31 protein-coding genes and 1 pseudogene are annotated in these 26,788 nt (G+C 61.7%); 15 read left to right on the top strand and 17 right to left on the bottom strand.

Going from position 1 to position 26,788, the window contains the following annotated elements; translation table 11 throughout:
- The 8 genes and pseudogenes from nrdR to ACFOJ9_RS12925 all read right to left on the bottom strand — a co-directional run bounded on the left by nrdR (position 1) and on the right by ACFOJ9_RS12925 (position 7,503).
- Positions 1–480: a transcriptional regulator NrdR gene (gene nrdR, locus ACFOJ9_RS12960; RefSeq protein WP_056594062.1), complete on the bottom strand. Its 480-nt coding sequence runs from the start codon at positions 478–480 to the stop codon at positions 1–3.
- 149 nt (positions 481–629) lie between these two features.
- Positions 630–1,244 (bottom strand): hypothetical protein, encoded by a 615-nt coding sequence (locus tag ACFOJ9_RS12955; RefSeq protein WP_378987751.1) that lies wholly within the window; start codon positions 1,242–1,244, stop codon positions 630–632.
- 81 nt (positions 1,245–1,325) lie between these two features.
- Complete coding sequence (glyA, locus tag ACFOJ9_RS12950; RefSeq protein ID WP_378979234.1) at positions 1,326–2,639, bottom strand: serine hydroxymethyltransferase; 1,314 nt, start codon at positions 2,637–2,639, stop codon at positions 1,326–1,328.
- 530 nt (positions 2,640–3,169) lie between these two features.
- Positions 3,170–3,460 (bottom strand): annotated as a pseudogene (locus ACFOJ9_RS12945) (transposase domain-containing protein); the annotation flags it as partial.
- A gap of 131 nt (positions 3,461–3,591) precedes the next feature.
- Positions 3,592–4,845 (bottom strand): L,D-transpeptidase family protein, encoded by a 1,254-nt coding sequence (locus ACFOJ9_RS12940; RefSeq protein ID WP_378979233.1) that lies wholly within the window; start codon positions 4,843–4,845, stop codon positions 3,592–3,594.
- 441 nt (positions 4,846–5,286) lie between these two features.
- Positions 5,287–5,802, bottom strand: a complete 516-nt coding sequence (gene ldtR, locus ACFOJ9_RS12935) for a transcriptional regulator LdtR (RefSeq protein ID WP_008875359.1) — start codon at positions 5,800–5,802, stop codon at positions 5,287–5,289.
- Positions 5,803–6,040: 238 nt separating this feature from the next.
- Positions 6,041–6,463: a DUF6163 family protein gene (locus tag ACFOJ9_RS12930; RefSeq protein WP_378979232.1), complete on the bottom strand. Its 423-nt coding sequence runs from the start codon at positions 6,461–6,463 to the stop codon at positions 6,041–6,043.
- Positions 6,460–7,503, bottom strand: coding sequence for an enoyl-CoA hydratase/isomerase family protein (locus tag ACFOJ9_RS12925; protein WP_378979231.1), 1,044 nt, complete (start codon positions 7,501–7,503; stop codon positions 6,460–6,462). Before ACFOJ9_RS12925 ends, ACFOJ9_RS12930 begins: the two co-directional genes overlap by 4 nt.
- A gap of 218 nt (positions 7,504–7,721) precedes the next feature.
- Here ACFOJ9_RS12925 and ACFOJ9_RS12920 point away from each other — a divergent pair, with 218 nt between their 5' ends.
- The 6 genes from ACFOJ9_RS12920 to ACFOJ9_RS12895 all read left to right on the top strand — a co-directional run bounded on the left by ACFOJ9_RS12920 (position 7,722) and on the right by ACFOJ9_RS12895 (position 11,677).
- Positions 7,722–8,213 (top strand): pyridoxamine 5'-phosphate oxidase family protein, encoded by a 492-nt coding sequence (locus tag ACFOJ9_RS12920; protein ID WP_378987748.1) that lies wholly within the window; start codon positions 7,722–7,724, stop codon positions 8,211–8,213.
- A gap of 3 nt (positions 8,214–8,216) precedes the next feature.
- Positions 8,217–9,047, top strand: coding sequence for a DUF2066 domain-containing protein (locus ACFOJ9_RS12915; RefSeq protein ID WP_378979230.1), 831 nt, complete (start codon positions 8,217–8,219; stop codon positions 9,045–9,047).
- An 86-nt stretch (positions 9,048–9,133) separates the two neighbouring features.
- Positions 9,134–10,171 carry a porphobilinogen synthase gene (gene hemB / locus ACFOJ9_RS12910; protein WP_378979229.1) on the top strand — a complete coding sequence of 346 codons (1,038 nt, stop codon included), beginning with the start codon at positions 9,134–9,136 and terminating at the stop codon, positions 10,169–10,171.
- A gap of 40 nt (positions 10,172–10,211) precedes the next feature.
- The gene (locus ACFOJ9_RS12905) at positions 10,212–10,508 is read left to right on the top strand and encodes a nucleotidyltransferase family protein (RefSeq protein WP_378979228.1); all 297 of its coding nucleotides are present in this window, start codon (positions 10,212–10,214) and stop codon (positions 10,506–10,508) included.
- The gene (locus ACFOJ9_RS12900; RefSeq protein WP_378979227.1) at positions 10,508–10,858 is read left to right on the top strand and encodes a HepT-like ribonuclease domain-containing protein; all 351 of its coding nucleotides are present in this window, start codon (positions 10,508–10,510) and stop codon (positions 10,856–10,858) included. The genes ACFOJ9_RS12905 and ACFOJ9_RS12900 overlap by 1 nt, the downstream gene beginning before the upstream one ends.
- 171 nt (positions 10,859–11,029) lie before the next feature.
- On the top strand, positions 11,030–11,677 hold the full coding sequence (locus tag ACFOJ9_RS12895) for a dihydrofolate reductase family protein (RefSeq protein ID WP_378979226.1): 648 nt from the start codon (positions 11,030–11,032) through the stop codon (positions 11,675–11,677).
- A gap of 37 nt (positions 11,678–11,714) precedes the next feature.
- Here the strand turns inward: ACFOJ9_RS12895 and ppk2 are convergent, their stop codons facing one another.
- Entirely contained in the window at positions 11,715–12,635 is a 921-nt protein-coding gene (gene ppk2 / locus ACFOJ9_RS12890; RefSeq protein ID WP_378979225.1) for a polyphosphate kinase 2, read from the bottom strand.
- A gap of 283 nt (positions 12,636–12,918) precedes the next feature.
- On the opposite strand from ppk2, the gene ACFOJ9_RS12885 reads away from it, so the two are divergent.
- Positions 12,919–13,962, top strand: a complete 1,044-nt coding sequence (locus ACFOJ9_RS12885) for an aldo/keto reductase (RefSeq protein WP_378979224.1) — start codon at positions 12,919–12,921, stop codon at positions 13,960–13,962.
- 18 nt (positions 13,963–13,980) lie between these two features.
- On the opposite strand, the gene ACFOJ9_RS12880 is transcribed toward ACFOJ9_RS12885, so the two are convergent.
- A complete protein-coding gene (locus tag ACFOJ9_RS12880; protein WP_378979223.1) occupies positions 13,981–14,952 on the bottom strand; it encodes a glycosyl transferase family 90 in 972 nt (323 codons plus the stop codon).
- 195 nt (positions 14,953–15,147) lie between these two features.
- On the opposite strand from ACFOJ9_RS12880, the gene ACFOJ9_RS12875 reads away from it, so the two are divergent.
- Positions 15,148–15,300, top strand: coding sequence for a hypothetical protein (locus ACFOJ9_RS12875; RefSeq protein WP_095085720.1), 153 nt, complete (start codon positions 15,148–15,150; stop codon positions 15,298–15,300).
- A gap of 67 nt (positions 15,301–15,367) precedes the next feature.
- On the opposite strand, the gene ACFOJ9_RS12870 is transcribed toward ACFOJ9_RS12875, so the two are convergent.
- Both ACFOJ9_RS12870 and ACFOJ9_RS12865 read right to left on the bottom strand, forming a co-directional pair.
- The gene (locus ACFOJ9_RS12870) at positions 15,368–15,562 is read right to left on the bottom strand and encodes a DUF982 domain-containing protein (protein ID WP_378979222.1); all 195 of its coding nucleotides are present in this window, start codon (positions 15,560–15,562) and stop codon (positions 15,368–15,370) included.
- A 167-nt stretch (positions 15,563–15,729) separates the two neighbouring features.
- Positions 15,730–16,395, bottom strand: a complete 666-nt coding sequence (locus ACFOJ9_RS12865; RefSeq protein WP_378979221.1) for a GntR family transcriptional regulator — start codon at positions 16,393–16,395, stop codon at positions 15,730–15,732.
- Positions 16,396–16,577: 182 nt separating this feature from the next.
- On the opposite strand from ACFOJ9_RS12865, the gene ACFOJ9_RS12860 reads away from it, so the two are divergent.
- Both ACFOJ9_RS12860 and ACFOJ9_RS12855 read left to right on the top strand, forming a co-directional pair.
- Complete coding sequence (locus ACFOJ9_RS12860; protein WP_378979220.1) at positions 16,578–17,837, top strand: multidrug efflux MFS transporter; 1,260 nt, start codon at positions 16,578–16,580, stop codon at positions 17,835–17,837.
- A 41-nt stretch (positions 17,838–17,878) separates the two neighbouring features.
- Positions 17,879–18,253 (top strand): DUF423 domain-containing protein, encoded by a 375-nt coding sequence (locus ACFOJ9_RS12855; protein ID WP_378979219.1) that lies wholly within the window; start codon positions 17,879–17,881, stop codon positions 18,251–18,253.
- A gap of 60 nt (positions 18,254–18,313) precedes the next feature.
- Here the strand turns inward: ACFOJ9_RS12855 and ACFOJ9_RS12850 are convergent, their stop codons facing one another.
- Together ACFOJ9_RS12850 and ACFOJ9_RS12845 are read right to left on the bottom strand one after the other, a co-directional pair.
- Positions 18,314–18,463: a hypothetical protein gene (locus tag ACFOJ9_RS12850; protein WP_378979218.1), complete on the bottom strand. Its 150-nt coding sequence runs from the start codon at positions 18,461–18,463 to the stop codon at positions 18,314–18,316.
- Positions 18,464–18,532: 69 nt separating this feature from the next.
- A complete protein-coding gene (locus tag ACFOJ9_RS12845) occupies positions 18,533–18,676 on the bottom strand; it encodes a hypothetical protein (RefSeq protein ID WP_378979217.1) in 144 nt (47 codons plus the stop codon).
- 152 nt (positions 18,677–18,828) lie between these two features.
- Between ACFOJ9_RS12845 and ACFOJ9_RS12840 the strand changes: the two genes are divergently transcribed.
- A complete protein-coding gene (locus tag ACFOJ9_RS12840; RefSeq protein ID WP_378979216.1) occupies positions 18,829–19,920 on the top strand; it encodes a LacI family DNA-binding transcriptional regulator in 1,092 nt (363 codons plus the stop codon).
- Positions 19,921–19,924: 4 nt separating this feature from the next.
- Here ACFOJ9_RS12840 and ACFOJ9_RS12835 read toward each other — a convergent pair whose 3' ends face one another.
- On the bottom strand, positions 19,925–21,169 hold the full coding sequence (locus ACFOJ9_RS12835; RefSeq protein ID WP_378979215.1) for an OpgC family protein: 1,245 nt from the start codon (positions 21,167–21,169) through the stop codon (positions 19,925–19,927).
- Positions 21,170–21,372: 203 nt separating this feature from the next.
- Between ACFOJ9_RS12835 and ACFOJ9_RS12830 the strand changes: the two genes are divergently transcribed.
- The gene (locus ACFOJ9_RS12830; protein WP_378979214.1) at positions 21,373–22,062 is read left to right on the top strand and encodes an alpha/beta hydrolase; all 690 of its coding nucleotides are present in this window, start codon (positions 21,373–21,375) and stop codon (positions 22,060–22,062) included.
- A gap of 287 nt (positions 22,063–22,349) precedes the next feature.
- On the opposite strand, the gene ACFOJ9_RS12825 is transcribed toward ACFOJ9_RS12830, so the two are convergent.
- Both ACFOJ9_RS12825 and sthA read right to left on the bottom strand, forming a co-directional pair.
- Positions 22,350–22,706 (bottom strand): hypothetical protein, encoded by a 357-nt coding sequence (locus tag ACFOJ9_RS12825; RefSeq protein ID WP_378979213.1) that lies wholly within the window; start codon positions 22,704–22,706, stop codon positions 22,350–22,352.
- 69 nt (positions 22,707–22,775) lie between these two features.
- A complete protein-coding gene (gene sthA, locus ACFOJ9_RS12820; protein ID WP_378979212.1) occupies positions 22,776–24,164 on the bottom strand; it encodes a Si-specific NAD(P)(+) transhydrogenase in 1,389 nt (462 codons plus the stop codon).
- Between the two features lie 209 nt (positions 24,165–24,373).
- Here sthA and ACFOJ9_RS12815 point away from each other — a divergent pair, with 209 nt between their 5' ends.
- The 3 genes from ACFOJ9_RS12815 to ACFOJ9_RS12805 all read left to right on the top strand — a co-directional run bounded on the left by ACFOJ9_RS12815 (position 24,374) and on the right by ACFOJ9_RS12805 (position 26,775).
- Entirely contained in the window at positions 24,374–24,844 is a 471-nt protein-coding gene (locus ACFOJ9_RS12815) for an RDD family protein (protein ID WP_378979211.1), read from the top strand.
- A gap of 140 nt (positions 24,845–24,984) precedes the next feature.
- Entirely contained in the window at positions 24,985–25,749 is a 765-nt protein-coding gene (locus tag ACFOJ9_RS12810) for an arginyltransferase (protein ID WP_378979210.1), read from the top strand.
- A 129-nt stretch (positions 25,750–25,878) separates the two neighbouring features.
- Positions 25,879–26,775 carry a DMT family transporter gene (locus tag ACFOJ9_RS12805; protein ID WP_378979209.1) on the top strand — a complete coding sequence of 299 codons (897 nt, stop codon included), beginning with the start codon at positions 25,879–25,881 and terminating at the stop codon, positions 26,773–26,775.
- Positions 26,776–26,788 lie beyond the last annotated feature (13 nt).

Raw genomic sequence — 26,788 nt, 5'->3', positions numbered from 1 at the left:
TCAGCTGGCGTCCTCTTCACCCTTGATTTCGTCGCCCTTGAGCTCGCCCAGCAATTCATGGAAATCCTTGGCCTCGCGAAAATTGCGGTAGACCGAGGCAAAGCGGACATAGGCGACATCGTCGAGCGACTTCAGCGCTTCCATGACCAGCCGGCCGACTTCTCCCGAAGCAACCTCCGTCTCGCCGGAACTTTCGAGCTGGCGCACGATGCCGGTCACAGCGCGGTCGATGCGCTCGGGATCGACGTTGCGCTTGCGCACGGCGATCTCGACCGAGCGCAACAGCTTGTCGCGGTCGAACGGCACTTTGCGGCCCGATTTCTTGACCACCACGAGGTCGCGCAACTGCACGCGCTCGAAGGTGGTGAAGCGGCCGCCGCAATCGGGGCAGACGCGCCGCCTGCGAATCGCAGCGCCATCCTCGGCGGGGCGCGAATCCTTCACCTGCGTATCTTCTGACTGGCAATAGGGACAGCGCATGGAGAAGCCTTTGGTTGGCGAATCTGGTGAAGCGAAAGGCTTAGAGGTTTTTGCAGCGATGGCAAAGTATCGCCACCAGCCCTCAGAGATAGCGAGGCGCAAGCTAGATTGCCAGCTTCGCCAAACAGCCGGACAGCGTGCCGATGCCGTCAGGGAGCGACGTCGGCGGTCGGGAACCCACACGATGCGCCGAGACTGCGATAGGCCTTGGTGAAGCCGTCCATGGATATGCTTCCAACAGGTGCGTCGCCAAAGGAGACATCAAGCGCCGATGCCCGGCGCATGACGCGCAGGAGCGCCAGGCTGGTCTTGGCCTGATTGTCCACCGTCCAGCTGAGCCGGCCGTTGACGGCACCATCGGAATGGAGCTTTGCGGCGACGCGGCCCTTGTCATCGCCGAAAGTGGCGGCGACCGACTTGCCGGTCGGCAAGGCCTTGTTGTCGACGGCGATGGTTATGGACGGGTAGGCATCCGGCGGCAGTGCATCGCCGTTCGTGATAATGAGCGTCAGAATGCCGCTCTCGCCGCCAGCACCGATAAAGGCGGTCGAGGCAGCGCAGGTCTTGCGGAGATCCTCACCGGTGTCGACCTCGTCGACCAGGGTCGACCACCTGCCGAAGGTTTCCAGCTTGGGTGCCGCCGGCGCCGGCGCCGCGGGTGCGGCCTGAGTGGGTGCGGTTTGCGCCAAGGTGTTGCCTGACAACGGCAACACAGTCAAAGCGGCCAGGGCGCCAGCGAAGGCAGCGAGACGAACAATTCGCATCATCAAGGCTCCTGTCGGACGCATCGGCCCTACCGCGACGGCGTTTGTCGTCGCGGCAAGGCGGTGAAACCTCCTACCGCGTCAGCCGAGATAGGGGTAGAGCGGGAAGCGGTCGGTCAGCGCCACCACCTTGGCCTTGACCGCTGCTTCGACAGCGGCATTGCCCTCGTCGGAATTGGCAACCTTCAGACCATCCAGCACTTCGGCGATCAGCTTGCCGATCTCGCGGAATTCGGCCTGGCCGAAGCCGCGCGTGGTGCCGGCCGGGGTGCCGAGACGCACGCCCGAGGTGACGAATGGCTTTTCCGGGTCGAACGGAATGCCGTTCTTGTTGCAAGTGATGTTGGCGCGGCCAAGGGCTGCCTCGGCGCGCTTGCCGGTGGCATTCTTGGGCCTGAGATCGACCAGCATCAGATGGTTGTCGGTGCCGCCGGAAACGATGTCGAGACCGGTTTCCTTGAGACTGGAGGCGAGCGCCTTGGCGTTGGCGGCGACGCTCTCGGCATAGACCTTGAAGCTCGGCTTCAGCGCTTCGCCGAAGGCGACCGCCTTGGCGGCGATGACATGCATCAGCGGGCCGCCCTGCAGGCCGGGGAACACCGCCGAGTTCATCTTCTTGGCGATGTCCTCGTCATTGCACAGGATCATGCCGCCGCGCGGGCCGCGCAGCGACTTGTGCGTCGTCGTCGTCACGACATGGGCGTGCGGCAGCGGCGACGGATGCACGCCGCCGGCGACCAGGCCAGCGATGTGCGCCATGTCGACCATCAGATAGGCGCCGACCGCGTCGGCGATCTCGCGAAAACGCTTCCAGTCCCAGACGCGCGAATAGGCGGTGCCGCCGGCCAGGATCAGCTTCGGCCTGGTCTCATGCGCGGTCTTCTCGATGGCGTCCATGTCGAGCAGATGGTCGTCCTGGCGCACGCCATAAGACACGACCTTGAACCATTTGCCGCTCATGTTGACCGGCGAACCGTGCGTCAGATGGCCGCCGGAATTGAGGTCGAGGCCCATGAAAGTGTCGCCGGGCTGCAAGAGCGCCAGGAACACCGCCTGGTTCATCTGGCTGCCGGAATTCGGCTGGACGTTGGCGAAGTTGCAGCCGAACAGCTTCTTGGCGCGCTCGATGGCCAACTCCTCGGCCACGTCGACGAACTGGCAGCCGCCATAGTAGCGCTTGCCCGGATAGCCCTCGGCATATTTGTTGGTCATGATCGAGCCCTGCGCTTCAAGCACGGCGCGGGAAACAATGTTTTCCGAGGCGATCAGCTCGATCTCGTGGCGCTGGCGACCGAGTTCGTTGCGGATGGCGCCGAAAATCTCCGGATCGGCATCGGCCAGCGTGGTTTCGAAGAAGGATTCGAATTTGTTCGACACTGCCGCTGCTGTTGCCATGGCTTGAAATCCTCGGGGTTCGGGGGCTGCGAAGGTTCGCCGCGCCATTAACACAGTTGTTTTCGCCCCGCCACGTTTGCGGCGCGAAATTTGCTGGCCGGATTGCGCCAGCGAAGCCGCAGGTCGCTATTTCCTCGCCTTGCGGCCTTTTAGCAAGGCTTCGGTGAGCGTGATCTCGGTAAACAGCGCCTGCGACGTATGGTCGTTGATCTCGCCCCGGCGAAACATGGCGCGCACGGCCTCGCGCTCGGCAAGCTCTTGGCATAGAGCATCTCATTCTTGCCGTAGATGCCAAACACCGCATCACGCACCAGGTGCGTGGCCAGCGCCGTCAGGGTCAAGAGCCGTAGCTGCGGATAACTTGCAACAACCCCGGATGCATAGGCTTGCGCTCCAAAATGCGCGCGGTTCTCCACGCTGTCGGCGACACGCAATGTGCTGCCATCCACGGCATAGCGCGCAAGACCCCGCCAAGCTCGCCCGGGTTGGTGGCGCGCATCCCAACACGTCGCGCTCATCGCAAACAACTGCGCCAGCGGCGCATCACCTAAGCGCTGTCGGGCCTGCGTCAAAGCGCTCTTGGCAATGTCCGGGTTGATCTCATCGGGCAACACCAGATCAAGATGGGCCACCACCTCGGGCATCGACTGGTGACGGTACAACGAAAGCGCAATCACCAGCCAGACGACCTGCTCGGCCGGTAACTTGCGCTTGCGGATACTCGCCTTGCCGCTGCTGGCAAGCGCTTGGGCGATCCAGTCCGGATCAATTGCACCCGAAAGAGCCGACAAATCGGCTGTATGTCCTATGCGACCTGGCATCTCAAAACACGAAGAGGATGGAAACGAATCTCCATCCTCTTCGATAAATCTTACCAGATCAGCTTTCAGTCCAACCTAAGTGAACTGCATTAGCCCTGACAGGCGGCCTTTTCTGTAAAAAAATCAGCTATTTAAAGCGAAGACGTGATCTGCAGCTCGTTGGCACCGTCGAGCGCATAGACGTCGTCACGGAACTGCACGACGCCTGGGGCCGTCGACCAGGCCGAGAGATAGAGGAAGTGGACCGGCACCGGGTTGGTAATCTGGATCGGCGTGTTTTCGCCGGTCTTGATCGCCGCCTCGAAATGCTGACGGTCCCAGCCCGGCGTGTCGCGCAGGATCCAGGTGACGAGGTCGCGCACATTCTGCACGCGCACGCAGCCCGAGGAATCGAAACGCATCATCTTGCCGAACAGGCTCTGCTGTGGGGTATCGTGCATGTAGACGCCGTCGGGGCTCGGGAAATTGATCTTAACCGACGCCATCGCATTGCCCGCGCCCGGATCCTGGCGGAAGCGATACTTGGCGGCGTCGTCGGTCGACCAGTCGACGGTGAGCGGATCGACTTCGCTGCCGTCCGGCGCGAACAGGCGGATATGGCTGTCCTTAAGATAATCGGGATTCGTCCGCATCAGCGGAATGATGTCCTTGCGGACGATCGAGACCGGCGCATTCCAGTACGGATTGACGATGATCTCGTTGATCTTGGAATTGACGATCGGCGTCTGGCGATCGATCTTGCCGACGATCGCGGTATGGCGAAGCACGACGCGGTCGTTCTCGACCGCTTCGATCTGTGCTGCGGGAATGTCGACCAGCACATAACGGCTGCCCAGCGTGCCGGCCTTTTCGCGTAGCCGCTGCAGATTGGTCTGCAACTGGCCAAGCCGGATCTGCGCCGAAACATTCATCGCCGCGTAGGTGTATTTGCCCAATGCGCCGTCGGCAGGCAGGCCGTGGCGCAACTGGAAGCGCTTGACCGCCGAGTCGACATAGGAATCGAAAGCCGTCGAAATGCCGGCGCTCTGCGACAGGTCGCCAGAAACCATCAGCCGCTTGCGCAACGGCACGACGTCAGGATCATCGACACCGAGCTGCAGTTTCTTGGTCGCGGGAACCTCTACCCAACCGCCCTGCCCGGCGATGTTCTGATATTGCGCGACCGCCTGTTCCGTGAAGGCGACGGTCTGCGGGCTGAAGATCGGCAGCGTCGAGGCCACCTTGCCGCCCTCGCTGGCGCGGGCGTCGAACTGGTCGTCCCAATTGCCGCGCGCCGAGGATTTCAGGATATCACCGATCACGTCCTGCGCATTGGCGCCGCCGGCGACCACCGCGGCAGCGAGCGCGGAGGCTCCGGAAAGGAAAAAACGGCGGCTGGTTTTCATGGACGTTCCAGACATTTGTAGCAGTTCGATCACTTGCTGCGTTGATCACCGGGCGATCTCGCCCGCACTCTAAAATTGGCAATCTTAACAATTAGCCAACCATGGTCCGTATCAGCTTGGTGTGACAACGCACAGGCGCGATACGGGCTGCGGGTGAACGCATGGTCTTCACCACAGCATCACTGCCACTCTCGGTTCCATTGGAATATGGCGGCAACGTGGCTTCCGGCCGAATTTGGCTCGGCTGGCGCGGCGAAGTGAAAAGACCCGTGCTTTTTTGGCACCGATCGCGATCGCTGGCCGCAACATGATGGTCAGCTAAAAGACATGATGGCCAGCCAAAATCCAAAGAAAAGGCCGATGCCTTTCGGCACCGGCCCTGACTGAAGGTCGATATTTCGGCCGCGCTTCTATGGCGCGGGCCGGATCTGATGCCGCGCCTTACATCCGGTAGGCGATGGTGTCGTTCCAGAAGCGGTCGAGCCGCTGCAAAGCGCGGTTCATCTGCTTGAACTCGTCGGTGTTGATGCCGCCCACCTGCTCGATCGAGCCGACATGACGTTCGTAGAGGCCGGCGACGACCTCCGCCACCTCATTGCCCTTCGGCGTCAGCGAGACGCGGACCGAACGGCGGTCGATGCGCGAGCGCTGATGGTTGATGAAGCCGAGATCGACCAGCTTCTTCAGATTGTAGGAGACGTTCGAGCCGAGATAGTAGCCGCGCGAGCGCAGTTCGCCGGCGGTCAGCTCGGAATTGCCGATGTTGAACAGCAGCAGCGCCTGGATGGCATTGATGTCGGAACGGCCGTTGCGGTCGAATTCGTCTTTGATCACATCAAGCAGGCGGCGGTGCAGCCGCTCAACAAGCTGCAGCGATTCCATGTACAGCGAACGGATAGCCTCGCGGCGGTCGTCGGATACGTTGGCGGTCTTCGCCGCCGGACGCGAATTGATCATTGTCTTTGCCTCTCGTTTGTCGCCCTGGTGATTTTTTGTTTTTCACCTTGATCGCGACACTATCGAATACTCATAAAATTCGACTTAAACGCTAGGGCTAACAAGAGCTTACCGGTAAGAGGTTTCGAAAGAGGCTTAACGAACGGTCATCCGAGCAAGGATAATTAACCTAAAGATTTCGGCAACAATTGGGGGGCCGAATTCAGGCAGCCGCCAGGCCGCCAATGTGCTCAAGGGCTTAGTGGCGAACCGGGCGCTTCTGCAGGTAGATGACGACGCGAAAGACAATGTAGAGCACCGCCACCGCGGCATGCGAGACGACAATCAGCAGACGGTGGCCGAAAAGCTCGGGAAAGCCGGCATACATGACTGTCTCGGTCGCCGCGCAAATGAACCAGATCACCGGCCCCCAGGACGCCAGCATCCACAGGCCGGCAGCGGCGAAGGGAAAGAACACGGCGAGCACCACCGCCGCCACCTGCCAGTGCACGGGCATCAGGTCGAAGCGCCACAGCGAGCCCGGATAGAAGCCGATCAGCCTGATCCAGTAGAGAATGCCGAACAGCAGGCAGTAGCCTGATATGACACGCTGGAACCAGGCGAAGATCACCTCCACCCCGGAGGGCTGCAGCACGACGCGTCTTGAGGTCACTTCGCTCATATCAAGAGCTCCCGTTCCCCGAGCGGAGCGAAATAGGCGTCGACATCGGCCTCGCTGACCGCATCGAGGCTCGCCGGGCGCCATTGCGGCTTCGAGCCCTTGTCGATGATCGCGGCGCGGATGCCTTCGTAGAAATCATGGCCGGCCAGCATCCGGTTGAGGATGCGGAACTCCATCTTCATGCACGCTTCCATCGACAGGGTCAGCCCGGCGCCGATCTGGCGCCAGGCGACGCGCAGGCTGGTCGGCGAACGGGTGCGGATCGTCGCCAGCGTCTTTGCCGCGAACTCGTCGGCGTCCGCCGCACGCTCCAGGCTGTCGATGACGCGTTTCAGGGATGGTTGCGAAAAATGGCGGACGATCGCCTCCAGCGTCGGCCTGTCGGTCTCTCGCCTTGCCTGAACGAAGAAGCCGCGCAGCACCGATTCCGGATCGCCGGTCAGCGTCAGCCGGTCGAGGAAGCCGCCCTGGTCCTCGGCCTTGATGGTGTGGGTGGCCAGACCCGACCACAGCGCATCGCCATAGCGGATGCGATTGCCGGTCAGCGCCAGATACATGCCGAACGAGCCACCGAGATCGGGCAGCAGGTGGCTGGCGCCGACATCCGGGAAAAAGCCGATGCCGACCTCCGGCATGGCAAACTGGGCATTCTCGGTCATCACCCGGTGCGAGCCGTGGAAGGAGATACCGACGCCACCGCCCATGACGATGCCGTCGATCAGGGCGACATAGGGTTTCCTAGAGCTGTTGATGCGGGCGTTGAGCCGGTATTCGTCGGCGAAGAACTCGACCGGCGGTTTTCCCGCCCGGCCGGTCTCATAGACATGCAGGATGTCGCCGCCGGCCGAAAAGGCCCTGCCCTCGGCCTTGACGACGATGACGTCGATGCCTTGGTCGGTCTCCCAGGCGGAAAGAGCAGCGTCGAGCGCCCTGATCATGCGGTGCGTCAAGGCATTGAGCGCCTGCGGCCGCGTCAACGTGACGACGCCGGCCCGGCCCACATGTTCGAAGCGAATTTCGTCGCCTCCGCCAAAATCCATCGTGAAAGAATCCCTCCCCCGGCCGCCGGGACTGAAGTGCTAAAGCGTGGCGCATGGGTGCGTCAATGGCGAGCCCGGCCGTCGTGCGCCTGTTTGGATCTCGGGAGTGGAAGAGGCCATCCTTTGCGTCGCGGCCAAATGGATGCAAATTATCCGTCTGTGAGGCAAGGGCGAACGTATGATCCTTGCAGCCAGAGCGTCGGGAGGACAATTTGGCGGTGCCGCGAGAATTCAACCCAGACGATGCTCTAAGTCGTCCACTGATGGCGAATTTGGCGACCGTTAGCCCGGACGGCGCACCACGCAACGCACCAGTATGGTTCATCTGGGAAGACGGTGCGATCTGGCTTCTCGGGTCATCGGATGGAAGCGCGGTAAAGCATCTTGAAAGAGACCCACGCTGCGCGGTGGAAATTGTTCACTTCGACAACAATGCGGGCATCTTGCTGCACGTCGGGCTGCGCGGCATCGCCACCATCGAACCAATGTCGCCAGACCGCTTCAAACGGCTCCTTCACAAATATCTCGGTCCCGAAGCAGGGTGGAACGCGTGGTTCATCGACAACGTGGCCCAGATCGAGCATCCGGATGGGCGTATGATCAGGCTTGCACCGGCCAGCATTTTCACCAACAACGTATCGTTCTTCAGAACCGGCCCTGACCTTGCGTGGCCGCCATATGTCGATGACGGCTTTCGCAACGGACGGTGAGCCATGCCGCAGTTTTTGCGCCTTGCCCTTGTTCTGGGTGGCCTGCTGGCCATCTGCACCCCCAATGGTCCGGCCAGAGCGACTGATATCGACGACCTCTACAAATCCCAGACCATCGTCAACGGCAAGTACGAGAAGAACCGCCAGGCCGGCTTCAAGCGCTGTCTCGACGCGGTTCTGGTCCGGGTTTCCGGCGATCAGCGCCTGCCGGCGAAACCGGAGATGGCGGCACTGCGCGACAAGGCCGGCAGCTTCGTTGCCAGCTTTAGTTACCGCGACCGCATGGAAGGCATTCCCAACCATGACGATCAGGGCACGTACGATCGGCCTCATAATCTTTACTGCCAGTACAAGCCTGCTGACATCGACCCGGTGCTGGCGTCGCTCGGCAGCAGGCCGTGGCTGACCGAGCGGCCACGGCTGGCGGTGTTTTTGGCAACCGAACGCGGCACCCAGCATTTCGCGCTCGAAGCCGATGACGAGCGCGGCGTGTTGATGCGCGAATCGTTCAGCAATGCCGCAGTACCGCTGGCCATGCAGGTGACTTTTCCCACGGCAGCGCAGTTGTCGCAGGCCGGATTGGCCGATCAGGCGCTTCGTAACGCCGAGATGACGAAGCTCGACACCCTCGCGAAAAAGGCCGGCGCCGATCAGGCACTTTCCGGCAGCCTCGTCTGGAGCGACAAGGAACTGGGCTGGATCGCCGACTGGCGGCTGGCCACGGCAAGCAAGACCTACATCTGGCAGGTGCGCGGTGTCAGCTTCGATGAGGCTTTCCGCGTTGCTATCAAGGGCGCGGCGCAGATCCTGTCGGGCAATGAGCAACCCGAATAGGCCTCGACCGGATTGCTGGCACAAACGTGTCGCATTGGTCAGCGGCAAGGGCTCGTGGTAAAAGTCGCCGATCCGGAGTTTTGGCGATGAACAAATTCACCCTGACGAAGCCAGCCGGCGCGCGCAGCGTCGACGACATCACCGGCAGCCGCCGCTTGCGCCGCATGCGCAAGGCCGACTGGTCGCGCCGTCTCGTGCAGGAGAACCGGCTCTCGGTCGACGACCTGATCTGGCCGATCTTCGTCGTCGACGGCAAGAATGTCCGCGAGCCGATCGCCGCCATGCCGGGGGTCTTCCGCCTGTCAATCGATCTCGCGGTCAAGGAGGCCGAGCGCGCGGCAAAGCTCGGCATTCCCGCGCTCGCCACCTTCCCCAATGTCGACATCTCGCTGCGTGACCAGACCGGCTCGTACATCCTCGACCCCGACAACGTCATCAACCGCGCCACCCGCGCGATCAAGGACGCAGTGCCGGAGATCGGCATCATCACCGACGCCGCGCTCGACCCGTTCACCAGCCACGGCCATGACGGCATCCTGCGCGACGGCATCATCGTCAACGATGAGACGGTGGAACAGGTGACCACCGCGGCCGTCATCCAGGCGGCGGCCGGCGCCGACATCATTGCCCCGTCCGACATGATGGACGGCCGCATCGGCGCCATCCGCGACGCGCTCGACGCCAACGGTTTTCAGGACGTGGCGATCATGTCCTATGCGACCAAGTTCGCCTCGGCCTTCTACGGCCCCTATCGCGAGGCGGTGGGCACGGCCGGCCTGCTCAAGGGCGACAAGAAGACCTATTACATCGACCACGCCAATTCCGACGAGGCGGTGCGCGAGGCCGAGCAGGATATCGCCGAAGGCGCCGACATGCTGGTTGTCAAGCCGGGCCTGCCCTATCTCGACATCATCCGAAGGCTGAAGGACGAATTCCAGATGCCGACCTTCGCCTACCAGGTGTCGGGCGAGTATTCGATGATCAAGGCCGCGGGCGCCAATGGCTGGATCGATGGCGAGAAAGCGATGCTGGAGAGCCTGCTTGCCTTCAAGCGCGCCGGCTGCGACGGCATTTTGACCTATTTCGCGCCCGAAGTGGCGGAACTGCTGAAGGAAGGCCGCTAGGTCGTTTTGGAATTTTAACGCAATCCGCTAGAATGAATTCATGAGCAGGAATGAGGTCATAGAGCGATTGCAGAGAAATGCAGATGCCATCAAAGGCATGGGCGCGACTTCGCTTTATCTCTTCGGATCGACTTTGGGGGGCGGCGCAGGGCCAGACAGCGATCTCGACCTCTTCATCGATTATGATCCTGCAAGACGCTTTTCGCTGATAGATCTTGTCAGCATTAAGCAATTTCTTGAAGAGAAAATGTCAGCGGAGATCGATATCACCACCCGCGACAGCCTCAATCCCATGTTGAAGGCCGACATCGAACGATCTGCCGTGCGCATATTCTGATGGCAGTGCGCCGGCTCGAACCGATTCTAGCCGAAATCATGGAGGCCTTGGACGGCATCGCTGCTGCCGCCGTGGGCAAGACGCTGGATGACTTCAATAGCGACTGGCTGCTCCGACATGGCATCGAGCGCGGGATCGAAATCATTTCCGAAGCTGCCCGGCACATTCCGGATGATTTGGCAGCCCTTGCCTCCGAGATTCCATGGAAACAAGTTCGTGGGATAGGCAACATTTTGCGTCACGAATATCACAAGACCTCCGGTGCGATAGTATGGGCGGTGGTGACCGACAGCCTGCCGCCACTACGTCGTGCTATCGAACGTATGCTCGAAGCATCGCAGCGCCAATAATTGTGGCTGGCAGACAGCCTGCGGCCGCATCCTGTTTCGCCGGCGCGGCTACCGGCTTGTCTTCAGAACCGACAGTCCGATCGTTGCCTCGAAAATACCACTTGCAAATCGCAATCAGTTTGCTATCAAAACACCGCTTGCAAAATACAACTGGTTATCGAGGAGGCTCTCATGTCCAAACTTCGTGTCAACGCTTTCAGCCTGTCGCTCGACGGCTATGGCGCCGGTCCCGATCAGGATCTGCAAAATCCGCTCGGCGTCGGTGGGGAATCCTTGCACAAGTGGTTTGTCGACACCCGCACCTTCCGTGAGATGGTGCTCGGACAGGATGGCGGCACCACCGATATCAACGAGGCGTTCGCGGCGCGCAGTTTCGAAAATGTCGGCGCCTGGATTCTCGGCCGCAACATGTTCGGGCCGATCCGCGGCGAATGGCCTGACGACAGCTGGAAAGGCTGGTGGGGCGACAACCCGCCGTACCATGTGCCGGTTTTCGTGCTGACGCACCACGAGCGCGAACCGATCGTCATGGAGGGCGGCACAACCTTTTACTTCATCACCGACGGCATCCATTCGGCGCTTGAACAGGCGAAAGCAGCGGCTGACGGCAAGGATGTGCGGGTCGGCGGCGGCGTCGACACAATCCGGCAATACCTCCAGGAGAAGCTGATCGACGAGATGCATCTGGCGATCGCGCCGGTGCTGCTCGGCAAGGGGGAGAACCTTTTTGCCGGCCTCGACATGCTCAAGCTCGGTTATCTCTGCAGCGAGCAGGTGGCGACGCCGCTCGCCACGCACGTCACCATCAAGCGGGCATAGTTCTTTACCCTCCCCGCGTCGGGGAGGGTAAAGACGCTCAGTATTTCTCCGGCACGTAGAGCTCGCGCGGCAGCGTCTGGCGCTCGTATTCGGGATTGAAAACGCGCTCCGGCAGCGTGATCTCCTCGTGCGGGACCTCTTCATAGGGCATCTGCTTGAGCAGGTGGTCGATGCAGTTCAGCCGCGCCCGCTTCTTGTCGTTGCCTTCGACGATGAACCACGGGGCTTCCGGGATGTTGGTGCGGACGAAGGTCTCTTCCTTGGCCTTGGTGTACTGCTCCCAGCGCACGCGCGACTGCAGGTCCATCGGTGACAATTTCCACTGCTTCATCGGATCGTGGATGCGCATCAGGAAGCGCATCTGCTGCTCCTCGTCGGTGATCGAGAACCAGTATTTGACCACGGTGATGCCCGAGCGGACCAGCATGCGCTCGAACTCAGGCACGTCGCGGAAGAATTCTTCCACCTGATCGGGCTGGGCGAAGCCCATCACCCGCTCGACGCCCGAGCGGTTGTACCAGGAGCGGTCGAACAGCACGATCTCGCCGCCAGCCGGCAGATGCGGGACATAGCGCTGGAAATACCATTGCGACTTCTCGCGCTCGGTCGGTGCCGGCAGTGCCACGACACGGCAGATGCGCGGATTGAGCCGCTGGGTGATGCGCTTGATGACGCCGCCCTTGCCGGCCGAGTCGCGCCCCTCGAAGATCACCACCAGCTTCTTCTTGTGGTAGGCGACCCAGGACTGCAGCTTGATCAATTCGGACTGCAAGGTGATCAGGTCGCGAAAATACTGCATGCGATCGATCGAAGGCGGATGCGCGTTCTTGTAGATCTTGGCGATCTCCATCGACAGCGCCGGCTCCGACATTTCGAGCTCATAGTCCTCGTCGAGCGTGTCGGCGAGATCGGCTTCAAGCCAGTCCTTGGCAGGAGAATTCTGTTTTAGCTCGGTCATGTCAGTTGCTCCGCTTGCAAGCTCTGTCGATCCACGTTCGGTGCCCCCAAACTCCCGGCTTGCGGTCCGGAACGACAACACCCTGAGCCGACTTCAATATAGGCCGGCAATGACGGTTTTATTGCAGCCCGGGCGTGATCCAGGCCGCTGCAAATCCCGCCAGGCACGATCGATCCGTCGTCCTGGCATGGAGACAAGCCGCCCAAATTGTCCTACAAATAGCGGCCACATTCGGCGCGCGCCCTCCCCCAGCCCCCTTCCCAACGCAATCGCGAGGACTGACATGGAATACCGCACCCTCGGCCGTTCCGGCCTGAAAGTTTCGACACTGACCATGGGCACCATGACTTTCGGCGGCGCCGGCGCGTTTTCGGCGGTCGGCAAGACCGACCTCGACGAAGCGCGCCGGATGATCGATCTCTGCATCGATGCCGGCATCAACGTCATCGACACCGCCAATGTCTATTCGAACGGCATTTCGGAAGAGATCATCGGCGAAGCGCTCGGCGGCAAGCGCAAAGGCGACGTGCTGATCGCCTCCAAGGCACGGATGCGGATCGGTAACGGTCCGAACGATGAAGGCCTGTCGCGCCATCACCTGATCCGCGAATGCGAGAAGAGCCTGAAGCGGCTCAAGACCGACGTCATCGACATCTACTTCCTGCACGAATGGGATGGCGCAACACCGCTGGAGGAGACCATCGCGGCGCTCGATACTTTGGTTGCGCAAGGCAAGATCCGCTATGTCGGCTGCTCCAACTATTCCGGCTGGCAGGTGATGAAGGCGCTCGGCATCAGCGACAGCCATCACCAGCCGCGCTTCGTCACCCAGCAGATCCACTACACGCTGGAAGCGCGCGAGGCGGAGTATGAATTGCTGCCGATTTCCGTCGACCAGGGGCTGGGCGTGCTGGTCTGGAGCCCGCTTGCCGGCGGATTGCTGTCCGGCAAATACCGCCGCGACAGCCCCACCGCTCGGCAGCTCGCCGGCTGGTCCGAACCGCCGATCCGCGACGAGGACCGGCTGTGGCGGATCGTCGACGTGCTTGTCGAGATCGGCACGCAGCGCGGTGTGTCGGCAGCGCAGGTGGCACTGGCTTGGCTGCTTGGCCGGCCGGCCGTCAGTTCGCTGGTGATCGGCGGCAGGACCGAAACGCAGTTCAGGGACAACATCGCAGCGGCAAGCCTGGTGCTTGCCGGCGACGAGCGCGGTCGCCTCGACGCGGTCAGCCGGCCGCCCTTGCTCTATCCCTACTGGCACCAGCAACTGACGGCAAAAGACCGCTTCGGCCCCGCCGACCTGGTTCTGGACCGAAGCGGCATCTGAGCCGAGGCCCGCGGCGCGCTAACCTTGGATAAACCGCCAGACCTCTGGATCGGGCTCGATCTGGCCGCTGAGCACAAAATATTTGTACAGCACGAGCAGGGAGATCGCCCGCTCGTCCTGCTCGTTGGAGAATTGGCGGCAATAGGCATTGGCGGCGGCGATGATGCGTTCCGCCTCGGCCGGGTGTCGTTCGAAATAGCGTACCTTGTCCGTGACATCGGTGAAATCCGGGTCGAGCGGCACATAGTGGACACCGGCCTCGAGTTGCTTTTCCGCAAACCATGTCTCGTATGTCGGCAACGGCATCAGGCAGAGCGAATTGGAATTCAGGATCCATTTGAGATTGGTCGCCACGTCGTTGCCTTCGAGCGAGACGATGTAGCGGCAACGCAGCTGTTGGCTGATGCTGAGAAAAGGTTTGCTGTATTCGGCTGGCGCATACGGCTTGTGTGAGCCGGCGTCGCAGAACGGCAGATCGCGCACGGCGTCGATAAATCTCGTCCGTTTCGGATTGTTGAGATCGCCGCGCCAGACCACCACCGGGCGCTTGTCGGCGAAGGCAATTGCGTCGGCCGGCATGTGGAAGTGCCGGAACTTGTTGAATTTCATGATCACCGCATTGCCGTCGTCGGCGCAGATCGGCCGATCCTTGACGAGCGTCGGCACCTTCGGCACCTCGATGACGTCGCCGAATTCGATGTCGACGAGCAATGCCGGATCGAAATAGCGGGCGAACTCCCTGAGGTCGTAATAATACATGGTCGGCGTAGGGGGCAGCTTGTCGAGACGCACGGCAGCTGGGCTGGGCGAAAACGTATTCTGCAGCTTGTTGTAGTAATTCAGCCGCCGCCACACCGCCTCATCCGAGAGCCGGGCCTGTTCGAGGCGGCCCGCCAACCGTCGGCGGAAGAGTGCCTGCGGTGCGATATCGCGCAAGACGTTTCGCGCATAGTAGAAAACCCTTGCCGTCGTTCGTTGTATCGTGGCCATAATTCACTTGATCAAAACAAACGGGGCAGATCGCAGCTTGTTGATGCCCCGGCTCTCCCTACATCATTGTACCGAGCACGTTGCAAGCCCCGACCATCCTCGATGCGAACGGCCACTATCGCTTCAGCTGTTGTGTTTGACGGCTAATGCTCCTAGGCAGGACCATAGCCGCGAGGCAGTGAAAAAGGAGCCGATATGGCGCGACCACCAAACTACGATCAGGAACGCAAGGAACGCGACCGCCAGAAGGCGGCCAAGAAGGCCGAGAAGCTGGCAGCCAAGGTTGCCGCGCGCGAACGTTCGAAGCCCGAGGACGAGACCGAAACCGAAACCGAAACGGCAAAGTGACGGCAAAAGGCCCGCAGATGCGGGCCATGCCTCAATCCAGATTGTCGCCCGGACTACCGCCCTTGTATCAGGCAGGCGCCTTGTCGCTGATAAAGACGTCCACTTCGCGTGCTGCCGCGATGAAGGCGCGCCTGGCGTTCATCGCCGGCTTGTCGCCGGCCAGCGCGTCATGGCAAGCCTGCAGGGCAGCGCGATGCTTGGGGCTGCGCTTGCCGGGCCAGCTGTTGAGCAGGTAGTCGGAAGCCTCACGCGCAGTACGCAAGAGCTGAGTGCTTCCCGCCGCGACTGACTTCACAGTCACAGGTGTTTCAAATCGGTTGTTTTCCATCGCCGCTCCTTACGCCATCGGCGTCGGTGAAGCGAGGCCGAAAGTGCGCATACGTCCAGAGGCCGCCTTTTGCGCGGCGCGTACCCTGCCTGCACGGCGCCTCAAGCGGCGACGACGGCAAAGCCTCTGGCGCGAAGACCGCGGCGATCGTTGGCGAGCGATGTCACCAGCCGGTCGCGGCTGCCGACGATGTGGCCCGAAAGCAGGCGCGCGGCTTCATCGGCATCGCCAAGGCGTGCCGCTGCCAGAATGGCGCGATGTTCGGCCCAGGCGCGAGCAAGGGCGGCTTCATCGCGAACCTCGAGCCATCGCGCCCGCGACAGGCGCGTCATGGCATCGCGGACCGCCCGGAACAGGAATTCGTTGCCCGACAGACGCGCCAGTTCGATGTGAAAATCCATGCCGACACGATGCCATTCCTCGCGCGACGTGTCGTTGTCGCAGGACTCGAGCATCGCCTCGATGACATCGACGGCGCTCCGGTCCGCCATGCCGCATGTCAGGCGAAGTGCCGCAACCTCGACCGCCTCCCTGTAGACTGCGATCTGCTCAAGCTCGGCCAGGTTGATAGGCGACACCGTCCAGCCACGCCCGTCCCTGCCGACCAGGCCCTCGGTCTCAAGCCGCAGAAGTGCTGCCCTGACCGGGGTTCGCGACGCGCCGAAACGGCTTTCGATCCAGCGCTCGGTCAGCTTCTCGCCGGGACCGATCTCAAGACCCAGGATCATCTGCCGAAGCTGTTTTTCGACGCTCTGCATCTGCGACATTGTCGTTTCCATTTTTTGGTCGTTTGCTGGCGATCGTCTTGCCGGCCGCCTTTTCCGATCACGTTTGAGACGGTCGCATTGACAGCGGCTAAGCTTGCGTCCATCAGGGGCACCATCTTGGTATCCCAAATTGGTATCCGCAGCAACCATCGATAAAGAGTTGCTGGGACAGGACATATGACATGCAGCAGAGCACGCCCCCGGCGACCGACAGCACCTACAACATCCACTGGCGGCGCAATCTGTTCGTGTGTTTTGCCGGTTCGTTTTCGACGCTTGTCGCCATGACGCTGCTTCTGCCGTTCCTGCCGCTCTATATCGAGCAGCTCGGCGCCGAGGGCCACGCGGCGATCGTGCAATGGTCGGGGATCGCCTATGGGGCGACCTTCTTCGCGGCGGCGCTGGTGGCGCCGCTCTGGGGACGTCTCGGCGACCGCTATGGCCGCAAGGTGATGCTGGTTCGCGCCAGCTTCGGCATGGCCATATGCATGTCGCTGACCGGCATGGTGCAGACCGTCTGGCAGCTGGTGCTGCTGCGGCTGCTGATCGGTTTTGCCGGCGGCTATTCCTCGGGATCGACCATCCTCGTCGCCATGCAGACGCCAAAGGAGCGTTCCGGCTGGGCGCTGGGCGTGCTGTCGGCCGGTATCACGGGTGGGGCTCTGGTCGGCCCCCTGATTGGCGGCGCCCTGCCGCCGCTGATCGGCATCCGCGCCACCTTCCTCTTGTCCGGCGGCGTCATCTTCCTGGCGTTCCTGGCGACCACCTTTCTGATCAAGGAGAATCCCCGGCCGAAAACTGCAGACGCCGCGTCGAAGCAGAAGCCGAAAGGCGGCTGGGCACAAATCCCCGACAAACGGCCTGTTGTCGCCATGCTGGCGACCGGCATGCTGTTGAGTTTCGCCACCATGTCGATCGAGCCGATCATCACCGTATATGTGCAGCAGCTCATCGAAGACCAGAGCCGCGTCACGCTGATATCAGGCGTCGCCATGTCGGCGGCGGCCCTTGGCGCCATCCTGTCGGCTTCGCGCCTCGGCAAGCTCGCCGATCGCATCGGCCATTGGAACGTCATCATCGGCGCGCTCGCCGTCTCGGCGCTGCTGCTGATCCCGCAGGCCTTCGTCACGCAGAGCTGGCAGCTCATCGGCCTGCGCTTCCTGATGGGCCTGGCGCTTGGCGGGCTCTTGCCCTGCATCACCAGCGTCATCCGCCACAATGTTCCCGATGGCGTCGGCGGCAATGTGCTTGGGCTGTCGATCTCCGCCCAGTATATCGGGCAGGTCGCCGGCCCCTTGCTTGGCGGCTTTGCCGGCGGCCATTTCGGCATGCGTTCGGTGTTTCTGGGCACATCCGTCTTGATGGCCGGGGGCGCGGTGTATAACTGGCTGGCACAGTCACGCCGCGAGCAGGACATGCTCGCCAACCCCGGCAAACCCTGACCGGGTTAGGCATATCCCTCTGATATCACGGAGCCCCAGACATGAGCACGGCCGAGCAATTTTCCGACACCAGCGGCCGTATCCTCGTGCTGGCCGGTGGCCTCTGTGGCGCCGCCGGCGTGGCGCTGTCGGCCGCGGCGGCGCATCTGGGTGGCGCCTTCGTCGGCACCGCCGCATCCTTCCTGCTGATGCACGCGCCGGTCTTCCTCGCCGCCGGATTGCTTGGCACGAACCGGATCCTGCGCATCGGCAGCCTGGTGCTGCTGGTTGGGCTTCTGCTGTTTTGCGGTGATTTGCTGGCCCGCGATTTCATCGGGTCGCGGCTGTTCCCGCTGTCGGCGCCGATCGGTGGCACCTTGCTCATCGCCGGCTGGCTGGTGATCGCGGCCTCGGCGCTGGTGCGCGCGCGTTCCTGACGCCGCCAGCACCCTGCCCGATAACAGACCTCCGCCTGTCAAACGTCGTTTGCAGTGCCGTTAGTCCTGCCGGCGCTCGGGCTGGATAAGCGATTCGCGATTGCGCCGCCGCAGCCTCGCCAACCGACGCCGCTCCGGCCGTTCGGAAGCCTGCGCGATGCCCCAGTAGTTGCGGTAGATGTCTTCGAACAGATAGCTCACGGGATGCATGATGTGCACTCCTTTCATTTTTTGGTACTTGAATCGATCCAATCAACGGGCGCGAAAAAGCGAACCCGATCAGCTCCGCTTGCGCTCCACAAGGAACCGCAGCTCGCGAACCCATGGACGGGCCTTGCCGCGGCGCTTCTGCGTCGCGGCATTCGACGAGATGCTCCAATCATTGCGGTAGATGTCTTCGAACAGAAAATTGACAGGATGCATGGCACAACTCCCTGACTATGTTGAATCGATCCAATCTTGAGGGCTGCTTCCCTTGGATCGATTCAAACATATGCCTCTTCGATGCTTGAATCAAGTCAAAATTTGAACCGATCCAACGAAAGTGTTAGATGGGGTGGATTCAGGAGACGAAGATGGCGCCGTTGACCTCTGGAAAGACAAGACCGGTCCGCCTGGCGGACATTGCAAAAGCGGCCGGCGTGTCGCACGGCACCGCGTCCAACGTGTTCGCCCGCCCGGAAATCGTGCGCGAGGAGGTTCGCGAGCGGGTCAAGGCAGCAGCCGAGGCGATGGGATATGGCGGCCCCGACCCCAAAGGTCGGCTGCTGCGCGCCGGCAAGGTCAATGCCATCGGTGTCGCGACGGCGGAACCGTTGTCCTACTTCTTCGACGACCCCTTTGCCCGAGTGATGATGGCCAGCATTTCGCAGGCTTGCGACGCGACCGGTGCCGGGATTTCGCTGGTCTCCGCCGTCAACGGCGAGCAGCTCGCGTGGAACATCCAGAGTGCGCTGGTCGACGGCTTCATCGTCTTTTGCGTCGATGGCGGCTCAAGGCTGGTCGAACTGGCGCGTGAACGCAAACTCCCCTTTGTCGCGCTCGATCTCGATTCGGACGACGACGACGCCGTCGCAGCAATCGGCGTCGACAACATTGCCGGGGCTGGCCTTGCGGCCCGCCACCTGACCGAGCTCGGGCATCGTCGCTTTGCCGTGCTTACCCTGCCCTGTGCGGACGCCGGCTTCGGCCCCACCACAAGGGAGCAGGTGGAAATGGCCCTCTACTCCGCCACGCGCGACCGCCTGCGTGGCTACTTCACCGAACTCTCCCGCGTCGACATCGACGTCTCGCGTGTGCCGGTCTACGAAACCGTCAATGACGAGGAGAGCGTGTGGGCCGGCCTCGACCATATTTTCGCCGGCGCCGAGACGCCGACCGCAATCCTGGCCATGTCGGACAGGATTGCGCTCCATGCACTGGACTGGCTGCGGCAGCGTGACATCACGGTGCCGGGCGACGTTTCGATCGTCGGCTTCGACGGTGTCCCGGAAGGGGCGGTTTCCAAGCCGCCACTGACCACAATCGTCCAGCCGATCGCCGAGATGGGCCGCCTGGCCGTCAAGGCGATCCTTGAAAATGACGGCTCGCCCACCAGCCGGCAATTGCTGCCGGTAGAGCTCTTGGTGCGGGCCTCATCCGGCCCCTCGCCCACCGGAAACGCCTGACGCCTCAACGCCCCATTCTGGTCGCCATCGACGACATGCCGAAGGACGCATGGACGGGCGGGGCCGGATTGTGAGCCGGCCTGCTTTTCCCGGACCGGCCGAGGCCTGAAAGCCATTCGAGATAGTAGGCGACCGCGAACTGCATGACGATGCCGGCCGATATCAACAGGCTATCATAGGCGAACCCGCCGGGGTTGATCAGCTTCAGCACCTGCGCCGCCATTGCGAGCACCGTGCCGGCAATGAAAACCGGCAATGATCGTTTGCCCAATATGGCAAGCGGATGATCGCGCCTGGTGCGGAACAGGTTCGAGATGGCCGGGAATGCCACGATCAGATAGCTCACCGCCAATATATGCAGCAGCCTCGGCAGTGACAGGAACGTCTTGTCGAAGCCGGTCAGCACCGGAGGCAGGCCCAACCAGGAGATCTGCCCCCAGAGCGGGCTGTGCACCCAGACCACCGCCATGGCGGTGTAGGCCAAGGCCGCGCCAACCAGCCAGCGATTGACCGGGATGGTACCGCCGCGACGCACATGCAGCGTGCCTGCCAGGCCGATGTTGAAAAGGAACTGCCACGACAGCGGGTTGAGAAACCAGAAACCGGGTTCGGGATAGTTGGGCGGAGCAATCTGGTAGATCCCCGCGACCAGCCACAGTGCGCCGGACGCGACCAGTGCCGGTAGTGGCCGATAGCTAACGAAGAGCAGGAAGACCGGCGCCAGCAAGAGCAGCACTGCATAGACTGGCAGGATGTTGTTGTAGCCGAGCTGGTGGCCGAGCGTCACGATGCCGATCAGCACTTGCGGCGTATTCTTGATCAACGGCTCGATGTTGATCATCGTCAAAAGCTCCGGTCGCCTGGCGAACACTGCCGCCGCGCAGAAGATGGACATCACCACCATGGTGGTGACGATGTGGGCGGCATAGAGCACACCAGCGCGGCGCCACATCTTCAACGTTGCCAGCAGCCGGTTTCCAGGCTGGAACTTCTTCCCGTAAGCGAGCGCGACCGAGATGCCGGAGATCAGCACGAAGACCTCTGCCGCATCTGAAAAGCCGAAATTCTTGTAGGTCAGATACTCGAAGGCGGTACCCGGTACGTGGTCGACATAGATGGTCAGCAGAGCAAGAGCGCGGAACACATCGATACGCGTGTCGCGATCGGCGATGCGCGTATCGCGGTCTGGGACACGCGCATCGCGGTCCGAGACACGCGAATCGCGGTCTGGGGAAATCTGGGTGGTCATCGACAAAAAGGCCTCAAAGCTGGTTGTTCATACCGGCAATGCGACCCCCGGCGCACCGCTTCGATTCCTCCCGAAGGAATGTTATCGGCGAAGAAACGGACTGTAATGCGCCTGGTTCAATCAACTTTCGCGGAGCTTGAAAATATTGCGTTTTGAAGCCGGCAAACTGATGGGAATCATCATGAAATCAAAAGGATGAGGTCATGACCGAAAGGACCTCACAAGATGGTGCGCTGCTGCGTGATCTCGCCTTCAGCTACCGCCTTTACAGCCCCGCGGATTCAACCGGCGAATGCCTCTTCCTGCTGCATGGGTCGGGTGTCGACGAGACCACATTGGTGCCGCTGGCACGAGAGATCGCGCCGCGTGCCGTGCTGATCGCCGTGCGCGGCCGCATCGTCCAGGAGGATGGTTTCCGCTGGTTCGCGCGCATCACGCCGACGCGCTTCGAACAGGCAAGCATCCGCACTGAAACCGAGGCCTTTGCCGGCTTTGTCACTGACGCGGCCACGCGTCACAGGCTCGATCTCTCCCGCACCACGTTCCTCGGCTATTCGAACGGCGCCAATCTGGTCTCGAGCCTGACGCTGCTGCATCCCGGCCTTGTCGAACGCGCCGCGCTGTTGCGACCGATGCCGGTGCTCGATGACGTGCCGGCGACGGATCTGTCAAAGGTGCGAGCGCTGATCGTCGCCGGCGCCGCGGATCTCACCTATGCACCCTTCGCGCCGGCGTTGGTGACATTGCTCAGCCAGCACGGCGCGGAGATCGACGCCAGGATTGTTGCATCGGGTCATGAATTCGGCAACGCCGACGCGGCGATCGTCAGGCAATGGCTGGTCGGATCGGCGACGGTGGCGCAGGCTGATCAACGACACCGAAACCCATCATAGCAGCGAGATCACGCAACATGGCCCCGCTCTGCCACAGCTCGGTCTGTTCCGACCATAACGATATAGAGATCGTTCAACGATTGCGTCCCATATTATCAAGGCACGCGAGATCAAGAGCACGGAATACTGCTTGAGCACTTAATTTCAATGCCCGAAAATCAACCCACAGTTCATAGTGCGACGACCTGGGTTCAATCGAACCACCTTTCCCGTCGGGAAAGCGAAATACGGTCGCGTTCGGATCGATCTCAGAAAACTCTTGAAGAAACTGGCAAAGCCGTTCGACATCATAATGATGATAGTGCGCTTTGAGGTCGAGCCGTAATCTGTCGATCAAGGGGGCCAGCGCATGCCCGTTTTTGACGCGTATCGATGCCCAATCTGAAATAGCCGTCTTCGAGGGCATGACGGCACATGAACAAAGCAGGATGAGCGTTGTCCCACTGAACGCCTTCGGACAGCGCACGGTCAACAAGGTGCATGGCGACTGCAGAGTAGCTGCGAGCGGCTTCTAGCCATTCTATTTGGGGAAATTGGCCGATCCCAACAAGAAGCAACCCGTGCGTCCAGTCGGCGTCGAGTTCGTCCGGTGGCTCTTGGAACACCGGCAGAAACTGATGGTGTTGTTTGATCTGTTCTGTCACGCTGCATTCTCTATTTGATTTTTCGGCCCCTTCAAGACGGATTCAGCGGACACGAACCTAGTCCGAAACCTAGCCCCTCCCCATCCTGTTCCAGGCATCCAGCCCGGCGATCTTGTAGGCTTCGGCGAGCGTCGGATAATTGAAGGTGTTGTTGACGAAGAAGTCGACAGTGCCGCCGAGATTGATCACCGCCTGGCCGATGTGAATGAGCTCGGTGGCGCCTTCGCCGATGATATGCGCACCGAGCAGCCGGCGCGTTTCGATCGAGAACAACAGTTTTAGGAAGCCGGTGTTGACACCCATGATGTGGCCGCGCGAGGTCTCGCGAAAACGCGCCACGCCGACCTCGTAGGCCGCACCACTCTCCCGCACCTGTTCCTCGGACTGGCCGACCGTCGAGATTTCCGGCACCGCGTAGATGCCGTAGGGAAAGGTTTCCGGTGGCGGCGGCAATGGCACGCCGAAGGCATGGCAGGCCGCCACCCTGCCCTGCTCCATCGAAGTCGAGGCCAGGCTCGGAAAGCCGATGACGTCGCCTGCGGCATAGATGTTGGGCACGCTGGTCTGGAAGGATTGCGGATCGACCTTGATGCGGCCTCTGGAGTCGGCGTCGATGCCGACGACATCCAGGCCCAGGCTGCCGACATTGCCGGTGCGGCCGGCGGCGTAGAGCACGACCTCGGAACGGATGGTACGGCCATCGGCCAGTTCCACCTCGGCAGCGTCCGGCTTGGAGCGGATTTCCTTCACCGCGCTGCCCAGCCGGATGGTCATGCCGCGATCGCGCATCTGGTGGATGAAATCGTCGACGATCTCACGGTCGACGAAATCGAGGATGGTGTTGCGCGGCTCGACCAAGGTTACCGGCACGTCGAGCGCGGAAAAGATCGTCGCATACTCGACACCGATGACGCCGGCGCCGATCACGGTCAGCGTGCGCGGCAAGCGGTCAAGCTCCAGCATCTCGTCGCTGTCGAAGACGCGGGTCTTGTCGAAAGGCACATCGCGCGGCCGGTGCGGCCTTGTGCCGACCGCGATAAGCGCGTTGGCAAAACCAACCTCGCTGTAATCGCCGGTGTCGGTGGTCAGGCTGACCTTGTTGGAACCGAGAAATTTTACCGCCGCGCGGGCGCTCTTGACCGTGTTGCGCATGAACTGGTGCTGCAGCACCTCGACCTCGTGGTCGAGCGTCTTGTGCAGGCGCTCGACCAGATCGCCGACCGAGATATCCTGCTTGACCCGGTAACCGCGCCCGTAGAAGCCGCGCTCGCGCCAGCCCGAGAGGTTGAGCACAGTTTCGCGCAGCGTTTTCGATGGAATGGTGCCGGTATGCACGGAGACACCGCCCAGACGCCGGCCGCGGTCGACCACCAGCACCGATTTGCCGAGCTTGGCCGACTGCACCGCGGCACGGCGACCGGAAGGGCCGCTGCCGATGACCAGCATGTCGTAATCCATATTGCCCCGTCCCCTGCCCCTGGAGCGCTTTGTTGCGCCGCAGCAAGCTAATGCCATCCGCGTCGCAAATTCAACCGATTCAGATTGCGTCCCACGCCGTTCGAGCTTGCGCGCCGCAAGAAGCCCGATCTTGATTCCGCGACAGGCCCTCACCATTTCATTGCTGAGCGGCCCGCACCCTATGCAGGGCCCTGTTACGAGGAAATGACATGAACGCGCGCGTTCTCGACGGCGAAATCATCACCAGCAGGCTCGACGATGTCAGGGCCTATGACGGCGTGCGTACGAAGCGCATCCTGGCCTTCGTGGTCGACTATGTCATCGTCGCGCTGCTCACCATTCCGTTTGCCATTCTGGTGTTCTTCCTCGGGCTTTTGACCCTCGGCCTTGGCTGGATGCTGTTTGGCGTCCTGGTGCCGGCCGTTGCCATCCTCTACATCTGGAACACGCTGGGCAGCGCCGACCAGGCCACCACGGGCATGAAGATGATGGGCATCCGGCTCGACCGGCTCGACGGCAGGCCGATCGACGGTCTCACCGCTGTCGTCCATTCGGTGCTGTTCTGGGCCGGCAACGTCATCCTGTCGCCGCTCGTCCTGCTGGTGACGCTGTTTTCCGACCGCAAGCGCACCTTGCACGACCTTTTGCTTGGCACGGTCGTCAGCCGCACCGACCGCTGAAACGGCCCTCTGAAGAGCAGTCGCAACCGATTGAGCGCAAATGTGAAGGCGTCGAGTCGACCACGCCTCCACAATCCTGTTGAATTTTTCGTCGTCCGCGCCAAAGGTAGAGCGATTCGAAGGAGTGTTTCCAAGGCTCGATGACGCAGCATCCGACCCAGTCGCCGCAGTTCTTCCTGACCGCGCCGTCGCCGTGTCCCTATCTCGACGGCCAGTTCGAGCGCAAGGTGTTCACGCACCTGGTTGGCGACAAGGCGGCGGAGATGAACGACCTGTTGACGCAAGGCGGCTTCCGGCGCTCGCAGAACATCGCCTACAGGCCGGCATGCGAGACCTGCCGCGCTTGTGTTTCGGTACGCATCCTCGCCCAGGAATTCGGCGCCAGCCGCAACATGAAGCGCGTGCTGCAGCACAATTCCGACCTCGTCGGCCACATGCACAATGCCGAGCCCTCGACCGAACAATATTCCCTGTTCCGCAGCTACCTCGACGCCCGCCACCGCCGCGGCGGCATGTCCGACATGACGGTGCTCGACTATGCCATGATGGTCGAGGACACCCATGTCGACACCAAGGTGATCGAGTATCGGCGGCGCGGGCCTGACACCTTCATCACCGGCAAGGGACAGGGCGAACTGATCGCGGTGGCGCTCACCGACAAGATGGCCGACGGCCTGTCGATGGTCTATTCCTACTTCAATCCCGATTTCGAGGAGCGTTCGCTCGGCACGTTCATGATCCTCGACCACATCGCCCGCGCCAGGGCGATGGGCCTGCCCCATGTCTACCTCGGCTACTGGGTCAACGGCTCGCGCAAGATGAATTATAAGATGCGCTTCATGCCGCAGGAGCATCTCGGCCCGAAAGGCTGGGAGCGCTACACCAACGAAGCGGTCACGCGCTAATTATCCTTTCCCAAGTCCGGGCCTAAACATTTTCACCTGAGATGATGCCGGTCTTTCCGCTGGTTGGCGGAGAGTGTGCGATTGCGCCGATCCGCCATCCTCTCCCGAATTCATTGCGAAAGTCGCTGCATGTCTTCTCACGATACTCACACCAAAGGACTTCTGCTCACCGCATTTGGCGGACTGACGCTGACCGTGGACATCCCCCTGATCCGGCTCGCCCATGGCGAGGCATGGACGATCTTGCTGCTGCGCACCTCCTGCACCTTGGCTGCCGCATTGATCGTGTGGAGCGTCTGGCGCTCGTTCAGCAAAAATGCGCCGCAACTCATCCCGGGCTGGTCCGGCCTGATCGTGGCCGCGATCTATGGGCTTGGCGCGATTGCCTTCATCACCGGCGTCTACAACACCTCTACCGCCAACCTGGTTTTCATCCTGGCCTTCACCACCATGTTCGCCGCGCTGCTGTCATGGGTATTCCTGAAGGAGCGGCCGCGGCCGCTGACCCTTGCGGCATTGGCAATGATGATCGTCGGCGTCGCCATCATCGTCGGCGATTCCGTCGGCACCGGACATCTGTTCGGCGACCTGATGGCATTGTGCTCGGCCTTCCTGATCGCTTGCGCCATCACCATCTCGCGCGCCAGCGGCAAGGACATGGGTTTTACCGCGCTGATCGGCGTCATCCTGCCTTTCGGGCTGGCGGCATTCATGGTCTCCAGGACCGGCCTTCATGTGGAGGCGCCATGGTGGATCATCCTCAACGGCGCCGTCATCATGCCGATAGCGTTCTTCTGCCTCGCCAACGGGCCGAAATACATTTCAGGCCCTGAAGTGGCGATGTTCTACCTGCTCGAAACCGTGCTGGCGCCGGTCTGGGTGTGGATGATCTTTGCCGAAACGCCGACGCGCAACAGCCTGATCGGCGGCGCGATCCTGATCGTCACGCTGGTCGCGCATTCGCTGTGGCAACTGCACGAGGGACGCAAGCGCCGTAGCGACCTTGCGGTGCATTATCCGATGTAGCGCGAGCCGCCTT

This window comes from Mesorhizobium cantuariense, from assembly GCF_042647205.1.
GTDB lineage: Bacteria > Pseudomonadota > Alphaproteobacteria > Rhizobiales > Rhizobiaceae > Mesorhizobium > Mesorhizobium cantuariense.
The sequence above is the reverse complement of the archived record's forward strand: the minus strand, read 5'-3'. Positions and strand labels throughout refer to the sequence as shown.